Raw genomic sequence first — 18,415 nt, forward strand, 5'->3', positions numbered from 1 at the left:
CACGCAATCATCCGACGATGAGGACATCTTCATGGGCTTTGCCGCCGCGGCCAATCCGCTGACCTGCCTTCTCGCCGCCGCTCTCGCCTTCGGCTTCGGCTTCCTCTGGCACCGGCTGTTCGAGAAGCGCTGGATGACCGCGCCGGGCTATCGGGGCAAGCCGGCCCTGAAGCTCGCCCCGCTCGTCGTCGTCTTCATCGCCTATTTCGTCGTCGCCGAGATGCTCTCCGGCATCACCGCCCATATCGGCGGGATCACGCTCGGCAACGCGCTGACCAACGCGCTTCTCGTGTGGGCCGGCTTCGTCCTGGCGACGATGGTCGTCGACCACTCCTTCGAGGCGCGGCCGCGCAAGCTGACGCTCGTCAATGCCGGCCACTGGCTCGGCGCCTTCGTCATCATGGCGGTGGTCATCGGCCTCGGCGGATAGGTGCGACCGGGAGGAGGAATGGCGCGGCGGTCGAAGCCGGGCACGGCGAAAGTCTAACCTTTCGTCAACTGGACCTTTGCCGCCCCTTCGTCCTAAATCTCGCGAGGAGACCGCCGTCAGGCGGCGAGGCAGGCAAACGGGAGGAAAGCCATGACCACCATCCCCGTCAAGGACGAGTGGAAACAGCGCGCCAAGATCGACGACGACACCTATCGCGCCTGGTACGAGAAGAGCGTTGCCGACCCGGACGGCTTCTGGGCCGAGCACGGCAAGCGCGTCGACTGGATCAAGCCTTATTCCACGGTGAAGAACACCTCGTTTGCGCCCGGCAACGTCGACATCCGCTGGTTCGAGGACGGCACGCTGAACGTCGCCGCCAACTGCATCGACCGGCATCTCGCAAAGCGCGGCGATCAGGTGGCGATCCTCTGGGAAGGCGACGACCCGAAGGATTCCCGCGAGATCACCTATCGCGAGCTTCACGAGGAAGTCTGCCGCATGGCGAACGTCCTCAAGGAGCGCGGCGTCAAGAAGGGTGACCGCGTCACCATCTACATGCCGATGATCCCCGAGGCGGCCTATGCGATGCTCGCCTCGGCGCGGATCGGCGCCATCCATTCCGTCGTCTTCGGCGGCTTTTCGCCGGATGCGCTGGCCGGCCGGCTCGAAGGCGCGCAGTCGAGCGTGCTCATCACCGCCGACGAGGGCCTTCGCGGCGGCAAGAAGGTGCCGCTGAAGAAGAACGCCGACAAGGCCTGCGAGATTGCCGCCAAGGCCGGGCAGACGGTGGAGACCGTCCTCGTCGTCAAGCGCACCGGCGGCGACGTGCAGTGGTCCGACGGCCGCGACGTCTGGTGGCACGAGGCGCGCGAGAACGCGGCGACCGACTGTCCGCCGGAAGAGATGAAGGCCGAGGATCCGCTGTTCATCCTCTACACCTCCGGTTCCACGGGCAAGCCGAAGGGCGTCGTCCACACCTCCGGCGGCTATCTCGTCTATGCCGCGATGACCCACGAATACGTCTTCGACTGGCACGAGGGCGACATCTACTGGTGCACCGCCGACGTCGGCTGGGTCACCGGCCACAGCTACATCGTCTACGGCCCGCTCGCCAACGGGGCGACGACGCTGATGTTCGAGGGCGTGCCGAACTATCCCGATGCCGGCCGCATGTGGGAGGTGGTCGACAAGCACAAGGTCAACATCTTCTACACCGCGCCGACGGCGATCCGGGCGCTGATGGGCGCCGGCGACGACAAGGTCACGCGTGCTTCACGTGAAACGCTGAAGGTTCTGGGCTCGGTCGGCGAGCCGATCAATCCGGAAGCCTGGAACTGGTACTACCGGGTGGTCGGCGACGAGCGCTGCCCGATCGTCGACACCTGGTGGCAGACCGAGACCGGCGGCATCCTGATCACCCCGCTGCCCGGCGCCACGGACCTCAAGCCCGGCTCGGCCACGCGGCCGTTCTTCGGCGTCAAGCCGCAGCTCGTCGACAACGAGGGTGCGGTGCTCGACGGCGCCACCGAGGGCAATCTGTGCATCACCGATTCCTGGCCCGGCCAGATGCGCACCGTCTACGGCGACCACGAGCGCTTCGAGCAGACCTATTTCTCGACCTACAAGGACAAGTACTTCACCGGCGACGGCGCCAAGCGCGACGAGGACGGCTACTGGTGGATCACCGGCCGGGTCGACGACGTGATCAACGTTTCGGGCCACCGCATGGGCACGGCCGAGGTCGAATCGGCGCTGGTCTCCCACGCCAAGGTCTCGGAAGCGGCCGTCGTCGGCTATCCGCACGACATGAAGGGGCAGGGCATCTATTGCTACGTCACCCTCATGGAGGGCGAGGAGGGCTCGGACGAGTTGCGCAAGGAACTCGTCGCCCATGTGAGGAACGAGATCGGACCGATCGCCTCGCCGGACAAGATCCAGTTTGCCCCCAGCCTGCCGAAGACCCGCTCGGGCAAGATCATGCGGCGCATCCTCAGAAAGATCGCCGAGGACGATTTCGGCGCGCTCGGCGACACCTCGACGCTGGCCGATCCCGGCGTCGTCGACGATCTGATCGAAAGCCGGCAGAACAAGAAGGGGTGAGGGAAAGCGCGCCCGGAATTGGATGACCGGCCGCCCGTGGCTGCCGGTCCTGCGCGGGATGACAGCCGAGGAAAAGCGCTGCCGTCCGGCGTGAAGCCGCGACGACTTTCGGCGCGGCCTCCCCGAGGCGCCATGGCTTGGGCGCGGGCCGCGTCCTCACGAGATCGCCATACGGCCCAAGCCAGCACGGCGCCGCTCAATGGCTTCGACCGCTGCCCCGAATGACGCGGTTTCCATGGTTCGCCTCGACCCGTCCACGGAGACGTGGGAACGCACGGCGATCGCCTGAAGGCCATCGGCGACGCTTCGATCTCCCCCCTTGAGGGGGAGATGGGTGGCAACCCAGAGGGGGGGTGCCGCGCCATCGTCCCATTGGTTCGGCGCGGGGAACCCCCCTCTGCCTGCCGGCATCTCCCCCGCAAGGGGGGAGATCAGGCCAATGGCCAGCCCGGCACGGGCTTCGAGCGATTGCCTCGTCTTGGACTGCCGCCGGGGCGGGCGCCATTCGCACGAACCCGTGTCGAAGCCCGTTTCGTCCGATGATCGGGGCGGGCGGTCTTGCCGTTTCTCCCCCGCCTGCCGACATGGTCCAGTCTCGGTGATCGCTCAGTTGCGGACGTCGCTGCCACCCTCCGCATTCGGATGAGTTTCCCTTTTGGCCAAGAACCCCTACCACTCCGGTCCCGTGACCGACCATTTCGACGGGACCCGCTTCCACAATCTCGGGCAGCGGGCGCCGGATCGCTCCTTCCGGGACCTCCTCAAATGGCAGTTCGCCGGCGAGCGGGCGAAGTGGCCGGATCATGTGCCGGTCGAGCCCGCCATTCCCGAGCCCCGCGTCGACGGCCTCAGGGTGACCATGGTGGGCCATGCGAGCGTCCTGATTCAGGTCGCCGGGCTCGCCGTGCTCACCGATCCGGTCTGGTCGGAGCGCGTCAGTCCTTTCACCTTCGCCGGGCCGAAGCGGGTGGCCGAACCGGGCATCCGCTTCGAGGACCTGCCGCCGATCGACCTCGTGCTTCTGTCGCACAATCACTACGACCACTGTGACGTCGCGACCCTGCGGCGGCTTCACGAACATCATCGGCCGCAGGTGGTGACGGCGCTCGGCAACGACGTCCTGCTGAAGCGGGCGATCGCGGACATCGACGTCGTCGCCGGCGACTGGGGCGACGAGATCGCCGTCGGCGAGCGGCCGGGCGTCGGGGAGGGGAACGGCCGGGCGGGGGGCGGCCCCGCGTCGGTCGCCATCGTGCCGGCCAACCACTGGTCCCGCCGGGGGTTCGGCGATACGCGGCAGTGTCTGTGGTGCGGCTTCGTGCTGAAAGCCGGCGGCTGGACCGTCTATTTCGCCGGCGACAGCGGCTATGGCGGCGGCGAAATCTTCCGCGCCATCGGTGAACGGTACGGTGCGCCGGACCTCGCGCTGATCCCGATCGGCGCCTATGCGCCCCGCTGGTTCATGGAGCCCCAGCACATGAACCCCGAGGAGGCGGTGAGGACCTTCGCCGACGTCGGTGCGCGGCAGGCGGTCGCCATCCACTGGGGAACGGTGCAGCTGACCGACGAACCATTTGATGAGCCGGCTCACTTATTGGGTCGCAGCCTGTCGGAGGCCGGAATTTCGAGCGAACGCTTTCGTCCCTTGGCGCCCGGCGAAAGCCTTCATGTGCGTAGGCCGTAACAACCGGCGACGAGGAGAGGGCGGGCAGGCCTGGCCTCGATCATCGGCCCGAATTTTGAACGTTGCCCGAAGCTGACGAAAATTTCGGCAGCCACTTGCATTGCCCGAATCCGCGCACCATACTCTCTCTCGTGTTCAACGAAGCGAAAGGAGGTGATCCAATGTCGAGTGATTGTCTGAAGCCGGTTGGGTCTTTGATTCTCGGTGTCCCGATGGAGCAGTCTCCTCGCTTCGCCTGAGAATTGCAGACGCCGTTCAGCGGTCTCTGACGACCGCCGGCTGACGCCCATCACGGGGCCGCTATCCTCTCCAGGGAAGCGGCCTTTCGTTTGTCCGTCTCCTGTCTTCCGTCCGCAGGCGAGCCGTCCGCTTGCGAAAACCGGCGCGCCGTTCAAATGCCCGCCACACCCTCCCGCGCCGGATTGCCGGGACGGTTCGGTCGGCCCGTCATCCTGCCGGGTGGAACCGCGCCCATGTCACCACGCGACAGCCGGCCGCGACGGGGATTCGCCGATATCGTGAAAACCTCCGCGGGACAGCCCTGACGGCGCGATCCGGTGAGGCTCCGTGGCTGCGGCAGCTCTTCGGTCGTGAGACGCGCCGTCGAAGTGGAGGCCGGCTTTCCCGCGGTCTCCGACGCAAAGACGATCATGCCCGGTCCAAAGATGCCTCTGCTCCAATCTCGGACCGGCTCGGTGTTCATGGGCCATCGTGCAGGGCCCCCGTGGCCGGACGACGCGAGAAGGCCCGCCCCGTTGCCGGAGCGGGCCTGTTTCCTGAAGCCGCGTGGCCGATCTTTCGGATCGGCCTCGACCGTCAGTTCGCCGGGGCGGTGCCGCCCGCGGCAGGCTGCGACGCCTCGCCGGCGGCCGGATCGGTCGGCGCGGCGTCGTCGGCCGCGTCGTCTTCGCCCTCGGGCTCGCCATAGGCCGGCGCGTTCTCGAGCTGCTCACGCGAGACGTTGAGCACGATGCGGTCGGGCAAGTTGTCCTCGCCGACGACCGGCTCCTCCGGCTCGGCCGATGCCGCGGGCGCCGGGGCTGCGCCACCACCGGCGGTGCCACCGGCCATGCCGGTTCCACCGGCCGTGCCGCCGGCCATTCCGGTGCCGCCGGCCGTGCCCGAAGCGGCGCTCGCCTCGGCGTTGGCCTCTTCCTCGGTCTTCAGGCCTTCGGTCTTGCCCGGGCCGAATTCGAGGGCGCTCATCGAGACGGCGACGTCCTTTTCGCCGATCCCGAGGAAGCCGCCGACGCCGACAAGCACGGCGATGACCTTGCCGTCCTCGGAGACGAGCACGTCGGTGATTTCGCCGATGCTCTCACCCTGGGTGTCGTAGACGTCCTTGCCGTCGAGATCCGTGGCGCGCCAGGCGCCGCTCGGCGGAACCGTCACGAAGGGGCCGCTGTCGGCCATGGCGCTGTCGGAGGAAGCGGCGCCATCGGTCGCGGCGCCGTCTGCGGGAGCGGCACTGTCGGATGACGCGTTATCTGCGGGAGCCGCTGCACCGTCCGCTGGAGCCGCTGCACCGTCGGCCGGCGCCATGCCGCCGCTGCCGTCCGCGGCACCGGACGAGCCCGTCGAATCCGACGAGGCGCCGGAATCCGGCGTGTCGCTCATCGTCCCGGCGTCGCTGCCGCCCGCGGTGCCGGCTCCGGAATCGCTTGCGGGCGCGGTGTCCGAAGACTGGGGAGACGTGCCGTCGGAGGCTGCAGGCGGCGTGGTTTCACCGCCGGCCGGCGGGGTCGTGCCGGAGTCCTGAGCATAGGCCGAAAGCGGCAGGGCAACGCCGGCGAGCAGGCTGATGAAAATTGACTTGCGCATGTCGAAGTCTCCCGATTGGTTATCGAACGAGAGAATTTCCCGGCCACCGATCCCGTTCCTTCACGCTTTGTATGAGATCGTTACAAAGCCTCGCGAGAAGCGGCCGTTCTTTCGTTGCTGCTCGGCACTCGCGTATCCTTCGCAGCTGCGGAAAGGCTTTGGAAATGCTTGTCGGCGTTATGGTTGCGCTGCACAACCGATGCGGCGCCCACGACGAACGGCGCGCAGCCGTTTCGATCACGAAGCCTCTTGCGGCCCGGGGCACGGGGCATACCGGCTCCGGCATGCCGTCGGGGCGCGGCGCCGTCGCCCTCGCTCCCACGCGCGCGGAACCGAGTGGCGCCGCCGATGGCGCCTAACCGAAGCGCCTCGATATCGTGTCGGGCGATCCCACCTGGTAGGGCACCCGCGAGATCGTATCGAGGAGCCTTTCCGAGCGTCATGACCATATCGCCTGCCGACAGCACGACAGACCTTACGCTCCGGCCGCCGGGTCTGGCCTCGCCGGGCTGCGTATGGCCGGGGAGCGGGACATGACGGGCCTGCCCGAGGATGCGCGGCATCTGCCCGGCCATTTCGATCGCGCGGCCCAGGAGGCGCTGGTCGAGGATGTCCGCGCCGTCGTCGCCGCAGCGCCGCTCTATCGGCCGGTAATGCCGCGATGGGGCCGGCCGTTCTCCGTCCGGATGACCAATTGCGGCACGCTCGGCTGGGTCTCCGACAAGTCGGGCTATCGCTACCAGCCGCAGCACCCGGTGACCGGCGAAGCCTGGCCGACGATCCCCGGGGCGTTGCTCGAGCTTTGGGACGAGGTCGCCGGCTATCCGCACCCGCCGGAGGCCTGCCTCGTCAACTTCTACGACGACGCGGCGAAGATGGGCCTGCATCAGGACCGGGACGAAGCCGATCTCGGCGCGCCCGTAGTCTCGGTGTCGCTCGGCGACGACTGCCGGTTCCGCGTGGGCGGAACGGAGCGGGGCGGTCCGACGGCCTCGATCCGCCTCGCTTCGGGCGACGTCTTCGTCCTCGGCGGCGCGGCGCGCCTCGCCTATCACGGCGTCGACCGGATCTATCCGCAGAGTTCGACGCTCCTGAAGAACGGCGGGCGGATCAATCTCACGCTGAGGCGGGTGACGCGGGCGTGAGGGGGTGATGGAGCGGGATCGCCCGGCAGCATTGCCGCAGCCGCGGCGAGGCGCGCCTCACAGCTTGCGGAGCGCCACCTGCTCGATCAGGTGATCCTTGCCCTTGCGCAGGATGAGGTCGGCGCGCGGCCGGGTCGGCAGGATGTTCTCGTGGAGGTTCTTGGCGTTGATCTCGGCCCACAGATCCTCGGCGATCCGCAGCGCCTCCTCGTCGGAGACCTGGGAATAGCGGTGGAAGAAGGAGCCCTCCTGGCGGAAGGCGGTCTCGCGCAGCCGCATGAAGCGGTCGATGTACCAGCGGTGGATGTCCGCCTCGTCGGCATCGATATAGATCGAGATGTCGAAGAAGTCGGAGACGAAGGGGATCGCCTTGCCGTCCTTCGGCATCTCGCGCACCTGCAGGACGTTGAGCCCCTCGAAGATCAGGATGTCGGGGCGGTCGACCACGACCTTCTTGCCCGGCATCACGTCATAGACGAAATGCGAATAGACCGGCGCCTCGACCTTCGGCCGGCCGGCCTTGATGTCGGAGAGGAAGCGCAGGATCTTGCCGACGTCGTAGCTCTCCGGGAAACCCTTGCGGCGCATCAGCCCGCCGGCCTCGAGCACGGCGTTCGGATAGAGAAAGCCGTCGGTGGTGACGAGATCGACCTTCGGCGAGGAGGTCCAGCGGGCGAGAAGCTCCTTCAGGATGCGGGCCGTGGTCGACTTGCCGACGGCGACCGAGCCGGCGATGCCGATGATGAACGGCGTCTTGCGGCCCGGCTGGTCGCCGAACAGGAAGCGCTGGCGCTGGCGGAACAACAGCTGCGTCGCCTCGACATGCGCGTAGATCAGCCGCGAGACGGCGAGATAGATGCGCGCCACCTCGTCGAGATCGATCGGATCGCCGAGCGAGCGCAGCCGCGTGACCTCGTCCTCCGTCAGCGTCAGCGGCGCGTCGGCGCGAAACCGCGCCCATTCTTCGGCGGTGAAGGAACGGTATGGCGAATATTTCGCCGGCGCGAGCTGGTCCATGTCAGTGGCCCGGATCGCTCGGGCGGCGCGCCTTTTCCTCGAGCCCGGTCATCGCCGTGCGGCGTGCGAGTTCGGCCGTCACCGCCGAGAGCGGCACGTGCTTGAGGTGGAGAAGCACCAGGAGATGATAGAGAAGGTCGGCGGCTTCCGAGGTCAGCCGGCCGTCGTCCTCGGAGACGGCGGCGATGATCGTCTCGACCGCCTCCTCGCCGAGCTTCTTGGCCGTGTGCGAGACGCCCTTCGCGGCGAGGGTCGCGGTATAGGAGGACGCGTCCTGCGACGACGCGCGCGCCGCGACGATCGTCTCGAGATCCTTCAGGGTGAACTCGCTCATGCCTTCCCTTTCCTCACGTCCATGCGCGCATGCCAGCTTCAGCCGGCCTTGTCGAGGCGCATCGGAATGCCGGCGGCGGCCATGTGGGCCTTCGCCTCGGCGATCGTGTGGGTGCCGAAATGGAAGATCGAGGCGGCGAGCACCGCCCCGGCATGGCCGTCGCGCACCCCCGCGACGAGGTGATCGAGGGTGCCGACGCCTCCCGACGCGATGACCGGCACGTGGACCGCATCGGCGACGGCCCGCGTCAGATCGACGTCGAAGCCGGCCTTGGTGCCGTCCCGGTCCATCGAGGTGAGGAGGATCTCGCCGGCGCCGTTTTCGACGACCAGCCGGGCGAAGTCGACGGCGTCGATGCCGGTCGCCTGGCGCCCGCCATGGGTGAAGATCTCCCAGCGGGGCGTCTCGCCGCCATCCGTGACGCGGCGCGCGTCGATGGCGACGACGATGCACTGGTCGCCGAACTTGTCGGCGGCTTCCTTGACGAAATCGGGGTTCTTCACCGCCGCGGTGTTGATCGAGACCTTGTCGGCACCGGCGAGCAGCAGCTTGCGGACGTCGCCGACCGTCCTGACGCCGCCGCCGACCGTGACCGGCATGAAGCACTCTTCGGCGGTCTTAGCGACGACGTCGAAGATCGTGTCGCGCTCGTCGGAGGAGGCGGTGATGTCGAGGAAGCAGAGTTCGTCGGCGCCGGCCGCGTCGTAGGCCCTGGCGGCCTCGACCGGATCGCCGGCATCGACCAGCCCTTCGAAATTGACGCCCTTGACGACGCGGCCGTCCTTGACGTCGAGACAGGGGATGATGCGGGCCTTGAGGGTCATGGATCCGGTGTTAAGCTGATATCGACGCCAGTTCATAAAGGCACATCGATTGGACCGCGAGGACTTTTCCGATTTCGTCTTCTATGCCGACGAGAGCGGCGATCATTCGCTGACGTCAATCGATCGCGGCTATCCGATCTTTTGCCTCGCCGTCTGTGCCTTTGACAAGCGGATCTATTCGAGGTCGATCGTCCCGGGGTTTCAGTCCCTGAAGTTTCGTTACTTCGGCCATGACGCCGTCATTCTTCACGAGCGGGACATCCGAAAGCAGATCAACGATTTCACGATTTTGATCGATAGAGAGGTCGAGACGCAATTTCACGCCGAACTGGCGCGGTTGGTCGAACGATCGCCATTTCGGATCTTTGCCTGCGTGATCGAGAAAGAGCGCATCAGCGCGGACATGTTTCCCGAGCACCCGTATCACGTCTCTCTGAAAATGTGCCTGCAATGCGCTGATCGATTCCTGGAGATGCGCTCCCAGCAAGGCCGCATCTCGCATTTCATCTTCGAACGGCGTGGTGCCAGGGAAGACAAGGAACTGGAACTCGAATTTCTGCGCATCGTTTCCGGTCAGAACGACTTCGAACGCCGTTTCGACGGATTTCGCCTGGTTTTCGTCGACAAAAAGGCAAATTCCACGGGGCTTCAGATCGCCGATCTCGTGGCGCGCCCGACCGGAGTGCATGTCCTGAGACCGGGGCAGGGGAGCCGGGCATTTGCCGCGTTTCGATCCAAGTTCCAGGGAATGCCTGCGAACGCCTACGGAAAACGCGGAATTCATGTCGTGAAAAAAGCGAAAGGCCCCGGATAGCTCCAAGGCCTGACGCCGACCGGGAACCCCCAATCCACTTCGGATCGAAAGTAGAGCCGACGGCGATAAATGTCAATTTTGCTCTTGACTTTTTCGAAAAATCGAGTCCGTGGAATCACTTGTTGGCAATGCTGCCCAAGCGAATCGTCGAGACGGCCAAGTTCAGGCGATATCCCGGTAGAGCGAGGCGAGGGCGAGCGTGACGCCGAGGCCGGTCAGTTCGACGCTCTCCTCTCGTCCCGCAATCATCTCCGGCTTGCCGAAGGCCCCGTCCTCTCCGCGCGACCAGAGCCAGACGCGCGGCTCCTCCTCGGAGAGGACGAGATAGTGCTTGAGACTGTCGAGCGCGGTGTATTCCTCGGCTTTTTCGCTGAAGTCGGTGGCGAGGGAGGAGGGCGAGAGGATTTCGGCGAGGAGGAGCGAATCCGTGGTTGCGAGGCTGGCGGAGGTTCCATCTGTCCTTGGCTTTACAAGGACGTCTGGATAGCGCACGCCCCACGGCGTCTTCACGGCATAGTCGGACGCCGTCACCACGTAATCGTCGGCCGCAAGACGCGATCTCATTGCCATCGCCAGTAGCAGCATCAATTCGGCGTGGCGCTCGGTGCCGCCGGTCACCATCTCGACGATCCTCCCGTTCACGAACTCGCGCTTGCCCTCGCGCCCCTCGTTCCAGCGCAGGAAGTCTTCGACGGTGCGGATGGCGGGAGCCTGGATGTTCATGTGGTCCATCCTTTCTGATCCGGCCCGGGGTCGTGCAGTGATCGTTCGCCTGTCAGGCAATGTCCCGGTAGATTTCGGCAAGCGCGAGGGTGATGCCGAGGCCTTTCAGCTCGACCGTCTCCTCTTCTCCCGCGATCATGTCCGGCTTCATGAAACCGCCGTCCTCGCCGCGGGACCACAGCCAGACCCGGGGCTCGTCCTGGGCGAGGACGAGATAGTGCTGGAGGCTGTCGAGCGCGGTGTATTCCTCGACCTTCTCGCCGAAGTCGGTTGCGAGCGAGGAGGGCGAGAGGATCTCGGCAACGAGGAGCGGCTGGTCCGTGGCGAGACTGTCGCCGGCGCTTGCCCGGGATGGTTCGACGAGCACGTCGGGATAGCGGATGCCGAGGGGCGTTCGGACCGCATAGTCGGAAGGGGTGACGGAAAAGCCCTGCGGAAGCGCGGATTCCAGCGCCGCTGCCAGGCGCAGCATCAATCTGGCGTGGCGCTTCGTTCCCCCTGTCATCATGCCGGTGACCCTCCCGCGAACGAACTCATACCGACCTTCGCGCCCCTCGTTCCAGCGCAGGAAGTCGTCGGCTGTGCGGATGGCGGGTGCCTGGATGGTCATGGGCGCCTCCGTTGTGTTCGACAGGCCCTTGCTCGGGTGACGTGCCGGCGCGGCCTTGCGGACCTCGCGCCAAGCCTCGTCGCTTGCCCGAAGTTCATAGTCGCATGCTATCCGAAATCGATCCCCTGTGGAATGAAAGGGCAATCTGCAGCGGACCATTGCCCCTCTCGCGGCTTTTTGCGACGGAAGGACGAGCGGGGAGCCAGAACCATGCGCGAGATCGTCTTCGATACGGAAACGACCGGCCTCGACCCTTCGGTCGAGCGGGTGATCGAGATCGGCGGCGTCGAACTGTGGAACCACATTCCGACGGGCCGCGAATTCCACGTCTTCATCCGGCCGGAAGGGCGCAAGGTCGATCCCGCCGCCTTCGACGTCCATGGCATCTCCGACGAGTTCCTGCTCGACAAGCCGGTGTTTTCCGAGGTTCTGGAGGAGTTTCTCGACTTCTTTTCCGAAGGCCGGCTGATCGCCCACAACGCCACCTTCGACATCCGCTTCCTGAATGCCGAGCTGCAGCGGCTCGGCCAGCCGCCGATCGGGCCGGAGCGCGTGCTCGACACCCTGCCGATGGCGCGGCGCAAGTTCCCGATGGCGCCTGCCACCCTCGACGCGCTCTGCTCGCGCTTTTCGATCGACACTTCGCGCCGCGACAAGCACGGGGCGCTGCTCGATTCCCAGCTTCTCGCCGACGTCTATATCGAGCTGATCGGCGGCCGGCAGGCGGCGCTCGGCCTGACCTTCGGCGCCGACCAGGGCGTCGGGGCCGAGAGCGGCGGCGGGACCGCCCGTCAGGTTGCGCAGCGGCCGACGCCGCTGGCGCCGCGGCTCAGCGACGCGGAGGCGGCGCGCCATCTCGCCTTCGTCGAAAGCCTCGGCGCGGAGGCGATCTGGTGGCGCTATCTCGAACGCCCGGAAAAGGCGGAAGTGGCGGCCACGGCCGGTTGAGACGACATCCGTTCGCTCGCGCCGCGATCGCGGGGGGCCCGGCACGCCCGGTCGTCCGAAAGAAAACGCCGGCGCGAGCGATCGGCCGGCGTTTCGCTGTGTCGGATCTGCGTCGCCCCCGGCTGGAGGCGGCAGGGCGATCAGGCGGTCTGGACCTGCTGGCGGGCGCGCTCTTCGGCCATGCGCTGCTGGAACAGCTTGGCGAAATCGATCGGGTCGATCATCAGCGGTGGGAAGCCGCCATTGCGGGTGACGTCGGCGACGACCTGCCGGGCGAAGGGGAAGAGCAGCCGCGGGCACTCGATGAAGAGCAGCGGCAGGAGGTGCTCCTGCGGGAAGTTCGCCAAGCGGAACACGCCGCCATATTCCAGTTCGACGGCGAACAGCATCTCGGCGCCTTCGCCCGCCTTGGCATTCAGCGTCAGCCGCACGTCGAACTCGTTCTGGCTGCCTTCGATCTGGTTGGCGCCGACATTGACGCCGATGTTGATCGCCGGACCGCGCGCCTGCGAGCGAAGGATGGCCGGTGCGTTGGGGCTCTCGAAGGAGAGGTCCTTGATGTACTGGGTGAGGATGTTGAGGGCCGGCGGCGTGCCTTCCTGGCCCGTGGCCGCGCCCTGGGTGCCGTTGGCGTCGCTCGTCTGAGACATGTCTGACCTTTCTTTCTCGGTTCCTCTCGGCGCGCGGCAAAGCCACGACGCCGGGCATGGTCGGGCCGATATTTGGGGAAACGACCCGACCGGGAATTCGTTCGAGCCGAGCGCTATCACGCAGAGTTGGTGATCTCAAGCAGCGGGCGCGGTGCAATTGCGCTGCGTAAGATCTTGAAGCGCCATGGGGCCGCCCGCCATCGCAGACGGCCCGAATCCCTCGCGGCCGATGGTGCCGGGACCGGCCCGATCGGCCGCCGCGGCCCTCAGCGCGTCAGCACCTCGTAGAAATACTCGGTCCGCTCGACGCCTCCGTAGGTGACGTTGCAGCCGCCCGTCGAGGCGCCGACCTTGCCGGGATGGACGCCGTTGTTGAAGTCGGCCCGGCAGACGTAGAGCGGACTGCCGTTCGCTTCCTCGCCGCCATTCACTCCGATCCTGTCCAGCCGGTCGGTCGGCACGCCGCTCTGCCAGCGACCATGGCCGATCAGCGTCGAATACTGCCCGACGGTGTATTCCTTGCCGCCATAGCCGACGACGCAGCCGCCGAAGCCCTGGCGCAGCTTGCCCGGATGGACGCCGCCGTTGAAGCTCGCCGCGCAGACGTAGAGCGGCTCGCCGTTCGCCTCCTGGCCGGCGCGCTCGGCCCGCCGGTCGATGCGGCCGCCGGACTGATTGACCCAATCGAGGTCGGCCGGGCGGGGCGGACGCGGTCCGCCGCGGGGGGAGGGAGGCGGATCGGGCGAAACGACCGGCGCCGGCGAGGCGTAGCCCCCCGCATCGACCCGGCCTTCGGCGCATTCCTCGACCATCAGCGTCGCCGCCGTGACCCCGGAAAGGGAAAAATCGACGTCGAACTTGCCGACGGACAGGATCGCGGTGTGGCCGGCGCGCATGGCGTCGAGTTCCGGCAGGCCAATCCAGGCGAAGGTCCAGCCGCGACGGGCCGTGCCGCTCGCGCCGATCGTCCGGCCGTCGATCTCGAGCTGCCCGTACCAGTCGGGCCGGGTCCGGACGGGGACGGCGATCTGCCACTGGCCGGAGCCGTAGCCGATCCTGACGTCGTCGCCATTGCCGTCCCGGTCGACGGCGGCGTAGCAGTAGCGGACCCGGCCGCGCTCCCGACCGGAGACGATCTCCCAGCCCCGGACGCTGCCGTAATGGGTGTTGCGCACCCCCGGCGCCGCGCCGATGTCGTAGACTTCCTGGCCGGCGGCGATTGCCGGTGCCAGCGTGAGGCCGAGGCAGAGGAGCCCCGCGCCGAACCATGGATGCATGATCGTTCCCCTGCGTCGCCCGGCCGCCCGTTTCGGCCGGCCCGTCGTCATCGCCCTCGGGTGACGTAACGGAAGAAAGTCACCCGGTCGCCTGTTCTGCACACAAATGCGTGAATGGCAATGCGAAACTTCGGGGAACGACAAGCGCGATCGGCGATGCTTCGAATTCCGCCCAGCGGGGGAGATGGGGGGCAACCCAGAGGGGGGCGCTATCGTTCAATGGTCCGGCGCGAGGTCACCCCCTCGGCCTGCCGGTCTCTCCGCCGCAAGGGGGGAGATCAGGCCAATCGCCTGGCCGGCGCAAGGCTTCGAGCGGTTGCCTTGCCTTAAGAAGGAGGATGCTTCGTCTCGACGGCGGCCCAGTCGGCGGGACGACCGCGGGCCGGAAAGCCGCCGGCCCGCGAAGGCGGAATCAGTGGATCGTGCGGTTGGCCGGCCCGTCGTCCCGTTCCCCGCCACGCCAGGGCGAGTCCGGGTCGGGGCGGCGGTGGTAATCCTCGCCGGAAAGATCGACCACGTCCGGCGCACGGCGGCGCTGCCACTCCTGCCCGCCGCCACCGCGCCCGAAACCGTGCGACCCGCTGCTCTGCGCCATGACGACGACCCGCTTGGCGAAGAAGCTGCGGATCTGGCCGCGAATGCCGGGTACGAACAGGAGGAAGCCGATCGTGTCGGTCACGAGGCCCGGCGTCAAAAGCAGGATGCCGGCCGCCATGATCATCGCCCCGTCGACGAGTTCGCGGCCGGGAACGCGGCCGGCGCTGGTCTCGGCCTGGATGCGCCGCAGTGTGCTCAGCCCCTGGCGCTTCAGGAGGAACGAGCCGACGATCGCCGTCAGGACGACGAGACCCAGCGTCGGCCAGAGGCCGATGAGATTGCCGACCAGGATGAACACGGCGATTTCCATCACCGGGATGATCAGCAGAAGAAACGGAATGATCGCGAAAGGCATGATGGTCGTTCCTTGCGGCCTTAGGGCCGGCGATGGACGGGTCGGGCCCGTCGTCCGGGAGAGATCGGCGGTCTGCCGCCTGTTCCGATCGCGAAGATAGGAAACCGGAACGACGATTTGAATGCATGGCCCGTCGTCTCTATATGAGGCGAGTTCTGACAGGCGGAAACGAGGTGACGGCGCGCAATGAGCTTTGGGACGATTTTTTTCATAGTGCTTGCGGCGATCGTCCTGTTTCAGCTGCGCAACGTGCTGGGCCGCAGGACGGGCAACGAGAGGCCGCCCTTCGATCCCTATACGCGCACCGAGGCCCGGCGGGAGGAGGCGGCGTCGAACGGCAACGTCGTGACGCTGCCGAATCGTCGTTCGGAAGAGGCCGAGGGCATGCCGCCCCGCATTCTCTACGAAAAGGTCGACAAGGTCGCGACGCCCGGCTCGCCGCTCAACGGCGAACTGCGGAAGATGCGCGACGCGGACCCGGAATTCGATCCCGCCGAGTTCCTCGACGGTGCTAAGATCGCCTATGAGATGATCGTCAACGGGTTTGCCGACGGCGACCGCCGCGTGCTCAAGGGACTTCTGTCGGCGGACGTCTATGCCGATTTCGAAAAGGCGATCACCGAGCGCGAGACCGCCGGCCAGAAGATGAATTCCTCCTTCGTCGGCATCGACGACGCCAAGATCGTCGCTGCCGAGATGAAGGAGCGCGACGCGCACATCACCGTACGCTTCGTCTCGCAGCTCATCAGCGCCACCCTCGGCCCGAACGGCGAGGTCGTCGACGGCGACCCGGAATCGGTCGTGGAAGTCCGCGACGTCTGGACCTTCGCCCGCGACATCCGGTCGCGCGATCCGAACTGGAAACTCGTCGGCACCGAATCCGACGAAGTCTGACGTTTCGGAGGGCGGGCGATGGCCACCTTCCTGCGCCGCAGCTTCGCCGACCTGCAAGGCTTTGCGTCCGGCGATCACGGAGCGGCCTTCGGCGCGTTCCGCGCCAGTGCCGGCCGGCTTCTCGAGGGTGCATTCCCGACGGGCGCCCTGCGCCTTCGAACCGAGGCCTATCACGGGGCGGCGCAGGCCGCGCTCGACGCCGGCGCGATCACCGATCCCGAGGCCGCGCGGCGCTTCTTCGAGACCCATTTCGTGCCGCTGGCGATCGTTCCCGACGCGGGCGCGGGATTCCTCACCGGCTATTACGAGCCGGTCGTCGAAGCCGCCGCCGCGCCCGACGCGCGCTTCCGCTTTCCCCTCTACGGCCGGCCGGACGATCTCGTCGCCATCGACGACGTCAATCGGCCGCCGGGTTTCGATCCGGAGTTCCGCTTCGGCCAGCGGCTGCCCTGCGGCATGATCGGCGAGTATTTCGATCGCGCGGCGATCGAGGCCGGTGCGCTGAAGGGCCGGGGGCTGGAGATCGCCTGGCTCGCGGACAAGGTCGAGGCGTTCTTCATCCACGTCCAGGGATCGGCGCGTCTCGTCATGCGGGACGGGCGGCAGATGCGCGTCGGTTATGCCGGCAAGAGCGGCCATCCCTTCACCGCCGTCGGTCGCAGCCTCGTCGAGGCCGGCGAGCTGACCCTCGCCGAAGCCGACATGGCCGGCATCAGGGCGTGGTTCGCCCGGAACCCGGCGCGGGTCGACGAGGTGCTCGACCGCAACCGCTCCTTCATCTTCTTTGGAGAGTTCCCCGTCGAGGACCCGACGCTGGGGCCGGTCGGCGCCGCCAAGGTGCCGCTGACGCCGCTCGCCTCGATCGCCGTCGACCGGCTGCTCTCGACCTACGGGATTCCCTATTTCATCGCCTCGGACAGTCTGGCGATCGGCGGCGAGCCGTTCCGGCGGGTGATGATCGCCCAGGATACCGGCTCGGCAATCCTCGGGCCGGCTAGGGCCGACATCTTCGTCGGCACCGGCGACGCCGCCGGGGCCATCGCCGGGACGATCCGGCACGAGGCGGACTTCTTCGTTCTCGTTCCGCACGATCTGGCAGGCGAGCTGACGCGATGAGGCGTCGGCGCATCCTCAGCGAGGAGGACCGGCGGCTGTGGGCGAGCGTCGCGCGCCAGGCGGTGCCGCTGAAGGGGCGGGCCGGCCTCGATGCGGACGAACCGGTCGCGACGTCGGCGGCGAAGATCGCCTCCTTGCCGACCGTCCCGGCACCGGCGGAGGCGAAATCCGCGACGCTCCTGAAGGCTGCGAGCGAGCCGAGGAAGCCTGCCCTCCCGCCGCCACCCTCCCAGCATCCGATCGAGCGGCCGACCCGGCGCAAGCTCGCCAAGGGCCGGCTTCCCATCGAGGCGCGGCTCGACCTCCACGAAATGACCCAGCTCGCCGCCCATGCGGCGCTCGCGCGCTTTCTCGCCCAAGCCCAGTCGATGGGTCTTCGCCACGTCCTCGTCATCACCGGACGGGGCATGCCCGGCGGCTCGCGCGGGATCCTGCGCCGGGTCGTGCCGCAATGGTTCGCCAGCCCGCAGTTCCGCGGCCTCGTCTCCGGCTTCGAGAGCGCCGAACGCCACCATGGCGGCGACGGGGCGCTCTATGTCCGGGTGAGGCGGATCCGATGACCCCGTTCGGCGAGCGCGTTCGCGAGCTTCGGCGCGAACGCGGCGTCACCCAGCAGGACATGGCGCGCGCCCTCGGCGTCTCCTCGGCCTATCTTTCGGCGCTGGAGCACGGCCGCCGCGGCCGCCCGACCTGGGCGATGCTGCAGCGGATCATCGGTTATCTCGGCGTCATCTGGGACGATGCCGAGGAGCTCGAGCGTCTCGCCGAACTCTCCCATCCGAAGATCGTCGTCGAGACCGCCGGGCTGTCGGCCGAGGCGACGCGACTGGCCAATCGCTTGGCGGAGACGATTACCTCGCTAGATCGTCCGGAAGTGGAGCGCGTGCTGGCCGAACTCGAACGCGTCGCCGAAGACGCCGAGGCGCGTCGAAAGGCGAAGCGGACGGCGCGGCGGGGCCGCTGAGCCGCGTGCCTCCGGGGCCCGCGGCCGCCGGCGCGCCGAGGGAGAACCGACAGCCACCGCTGGTCGCGCACCGGCACGGCATCATCGTGGAATCGCGCTAATTCTTACTTTT

General features: G+C 67.3%; 19 protein-coding genes. 10 read left to right on the forward strand and 9 right to left on the reverse strand.

The window, feature by feature from the left end:
* Window positions 1-31: 31 nt before the first annotated feature.
* The 3 genes from LZD57_RS20700 to LZD57_RS20710 all read left to right on the forward strand — a co-directional run bounded on the left by LZD57_RS20700 (window position 32) and on the right by LZD57_RS20710 (window position 4,214).
* The gene (locus LZD57_RS20700) at window positions 32-430 is read left to right on the forward strand and encodes a DUF1761 domain-containing protein (protein WP_233721485.1); all 399 of its coding nucleotides are present in this window, start codon (window positions 32-34) and stop codon (window positions 428-430) included.
* A 150-nt stretch (window positions 431-580) separates the two neighbouring features.
* A complete protein-coding gene (acs, locus tag LZD57_RS20705; RefSeq protein WP_233721486.1) occupies window positions 581-2,530 on the forward strand; it encodes an acetate--CoA ligase in 1,950 nt (649 codons plus the stop codon).
* Between the two features lie 655 nt (window positions 2,531-3,185).
* The gene (locus LZD57_RS20710) at window positions 3,186-4,214 is read left to right on the forward strand and encodes an MBL fold metallo-hydrolase (protein ID WP_233721487.1); all 1,029 of its coding nucleotides are present in this window, start codon (window positions 3,186-3,188) and stop codon (window positions 4,212-4,214) included.
* Between the two features lie 816 nt (window positions 4,215-5,030).
* Here the strand turns inward: LZD57_RS20710 and LZD57_RS20715 are convergent.
* Window positions 5,031-6,035: a PRC-barrel domain-containing protein gene (locus tag LZD57_RS20715; RefSeq protein ID WP_233721488.1), complete on the reverse strand. Its 1,005-nt coding sequence runs from the start codon at window positions 6,033-6,035 to the stop codon at window positions 5,031-5,033.
* Window positions 6,036-6,568: 533 nt separating this feature from the next.
* On the opposite strand from LZD57_RS20715, the gene LZD57_RS20720 reads away from it, so the two are divergent.
* Window positions 6,569-7,180 carry an alpha-ketoglutarate-dependent dioxygenase AlkB family protein gene (locus LZD57_RS20720; RefSeq protein ID WP_233721489.1) on the forward strand — a complete coding sequence of 204 codons (612 nt, stop codon included), beginning with the start codon at window positions 6,569-6,571 and terminating at the stop codon, window positions 7,178-7,180.
* 57 nt (window positions 7,181-7,237) lie between these two features.
* On the opposite strand, the gene coaA is transcribed toward LZD57_RS20720, so the two are convergent.
* From coaA to hisF, 3 genes are read right to left on the reverse strand one after another with little or no spacing between them, the layout of a single operon-like run.
* Window positions 7,238-8,197, reverse strand: coding sequence for a type I pantothenate kinase (coaA, locus tag LZD57_RS20725; protein ID WP_233721490.1), 960 nt, complete (start codon window positions 8,195-8,197; stop codon window positions 7,238-7,240).
* A gap of 1 nt (window position 8,198) precedes the next feature.
* A complete protein-coding gene (locus LZD57_RS20730) occupies window positions 8,199-8,531 on the reverse strand; it encodes a phosphoribosyl-ATP diphosphatase (protein WP_233721491.1) in 333 nt (110 codons plus the stop codon).
* A 38-nt stretch (window positions 8,532-8,569) separates the two neighbouring features.
* Window positions 8,570-9,355, reverse strand: coding sequence for an imidazole glycerol phosphate synthase subunit HisF (hisF, locus tag LZD57_RS20735; protein WP_233721492.1), 786 nt, complete (start codon window positions 9,353-9,355; stop codon window positions 8,570-8,572).
* A gap of 49 nt (window positions 9,356-9,404) precedes the next feature.
* On the opposite strand from hisF, the gene LZD57_RS20740 reads away from it, so the two are divergent.
* On the forward strand, window positions 9,405-10,169 hold the full coding sequence (locus tag LZD57_RS20740; protein WP_233721493.1) for a DUF3800 domain-containing protein: 765 nt from the start codon (window positions 9,405-9,407) through the stop codon (window positions 10,167-10,169).
* A gap of 162 nt (window positions 10,170-10,331) precedes the next feature.
* Here LZD57_RS20740 and LZD57_RS20745 read toward each other — a convergent pair whose 3' ends face one another.
* Window positions 10,332-10,892: a Uma2 family endonuclease gene (locus tag LZD57_RS20745; RefSeq protein ID WP_233721494.1), complete on the reverse strand. Its 561-nt coding sequence runs from the start codon at window positions 10,890-10,892 to the stop codon at window positions 10,332-10,334.
* Between the two features lie 52 nt (window positions 10,893-10,944).
* A complete protein-coding gene (locus LZD57_RS20750) occupies window positions 10,945-11,502 on the reverse strand; it encodes a Uma2 family endonuclease (RefSeq protein WP_233721495.1) in 558 nt (185 codons plus the stop codon).
* Between the two features lie 210 nt (window positions 11,503-11,712).
* Between LZD57_RS20750 and dnaQ the strand changes: the two genes are divergently transcribed.
* Complete coding sequence (gene dnaQ, locus LZD57_RS20755) at window positions 11,713-12,450, forward strand: DNA polymerase III subunit epsilon (RefSeq protein WP_233721496.1); 738 nt, start codon at window positions 11,713-11,715, stop codon at window positions 12,448-12,450.
* A 140-nt stretch (window positions 12,451-12,590) separates the two neighbouring features.
* On the opposite strand, the gene secB is transcribed toward dnaQ, so the two are convergent.
* The 3 genes from secB to LZD57_RS20770 form a co-directional block, all read right to left on the reverse strand.
* Complete coding sequence (gene secB, locus LZD57_RS20760) at window positions 12,591-13,100, reverse strand: protein-export chaperone SecB (protein WP_233721497.1); 510 nt, start codon at window positions 13,098-13,100, stop codon at window positions 12,591-12,593.
* Window positions 13,101-13,366: 266 nt separating this feature from the next.
* Window positions 13,367-14,377 carry a DM9 repeat-containing protein gene (locus tag LZD57_RS20765; protein ID WP_233721498.1) on the reverse strand — a complete coding sequence of 337 codons (1,011 nt, stop codon included), beginning with the start codon at window positions 14,375-14,377 and terminating at the stop codon, window positions 13,367-13,369.
* Window positions 14,378-14,789: 412 nt separating this feature from the next.
* Complete coding sequence (locus LZD57_RS20770; protein ID WP_233721499.1) at window positions 14,790-15,329, reverse strand: FxsA family protein; 540 nt, start codon at window positions 15,327-15,329, stop codon at window positions 14,790-14,792.
* A 186-nt stretch (window positions 15,330-15,515) separates the two neighbouring features.
* On the opposite strand from LZD57_RS20770, the gene LZD57_RS20775 reads away from it, so the two are divergent.
* From LZD57_RS20775 to LZD57_RS20790, 4 genes are read left to right on the forward strand one after another with little or no spacing between them, the layout of a single operon-like run.
* The gene (locus LZD57_RS20775; protein WP_233721500.1) at window positions 15,516-16,223 is read left to right on the forward strand and encodes a Tim44/TimA family putative adaptor protein; all 708 of its coding nucleotides are present in this window, start codon (window positions 15,516-15,518) and stop codon (window positions 16,221-16,223) included.
* A gap of 18 nt (window positions 16,224-16,241) precedes the next feature.
* Complete coding sequence (gene mltA, locus LZD57_RS20780) at window positions 16,242-17,339, forward strand: murein transglycosylase A (RefSeq protein ID WP_233721501.1); 1,098 nt, start codon at window positions 16,242-16,244, stop codon at window positions 17,337-17,339.
* Window positions 17,336-17,899 carry a Smr/MutS family protein gene (locus LZD57_RS20785; RefSeq protein ID WP_233721502.1) on the forward strand — a complete coding sequence of 188 codons (564 nt, stop codon included), beginning with the start codon at window positions 17,336-17,338 and terminating at the stop codon, window positions 17,897-17,899. Before mltA ends, LZD57_RS20785 begins: the two co-directional genes overlap by 4 nt.
* On the forward strand, window positions 17,896-18,303 hold the full coding sequence (locus LZD57_RS20790; RefSeq protein WP_233721503.1) for a helix-turn-helix domain-containing protein: 408 nt from the start codon (window positions 17,896-17,898) through the stop codon (window positions 18,301-18,303). The genes LZD57_RS20785 and LZD57_RS20790 overlap by 4 nt, the downstream gene beginning before the upstream one ends.
* Window positions 18,304-18,415: the final 112 nt, after the last annotated feature.

The organism is Jiella avicenniae (genome assembly GCF_021390325.1).
Taxonomy (GTDB): Bacteria; Pseudomonadota; Alphaproteobacteria; order Rhizobiales; family Rhizobiaceae; genus Jiella; species Jiella avicenniae.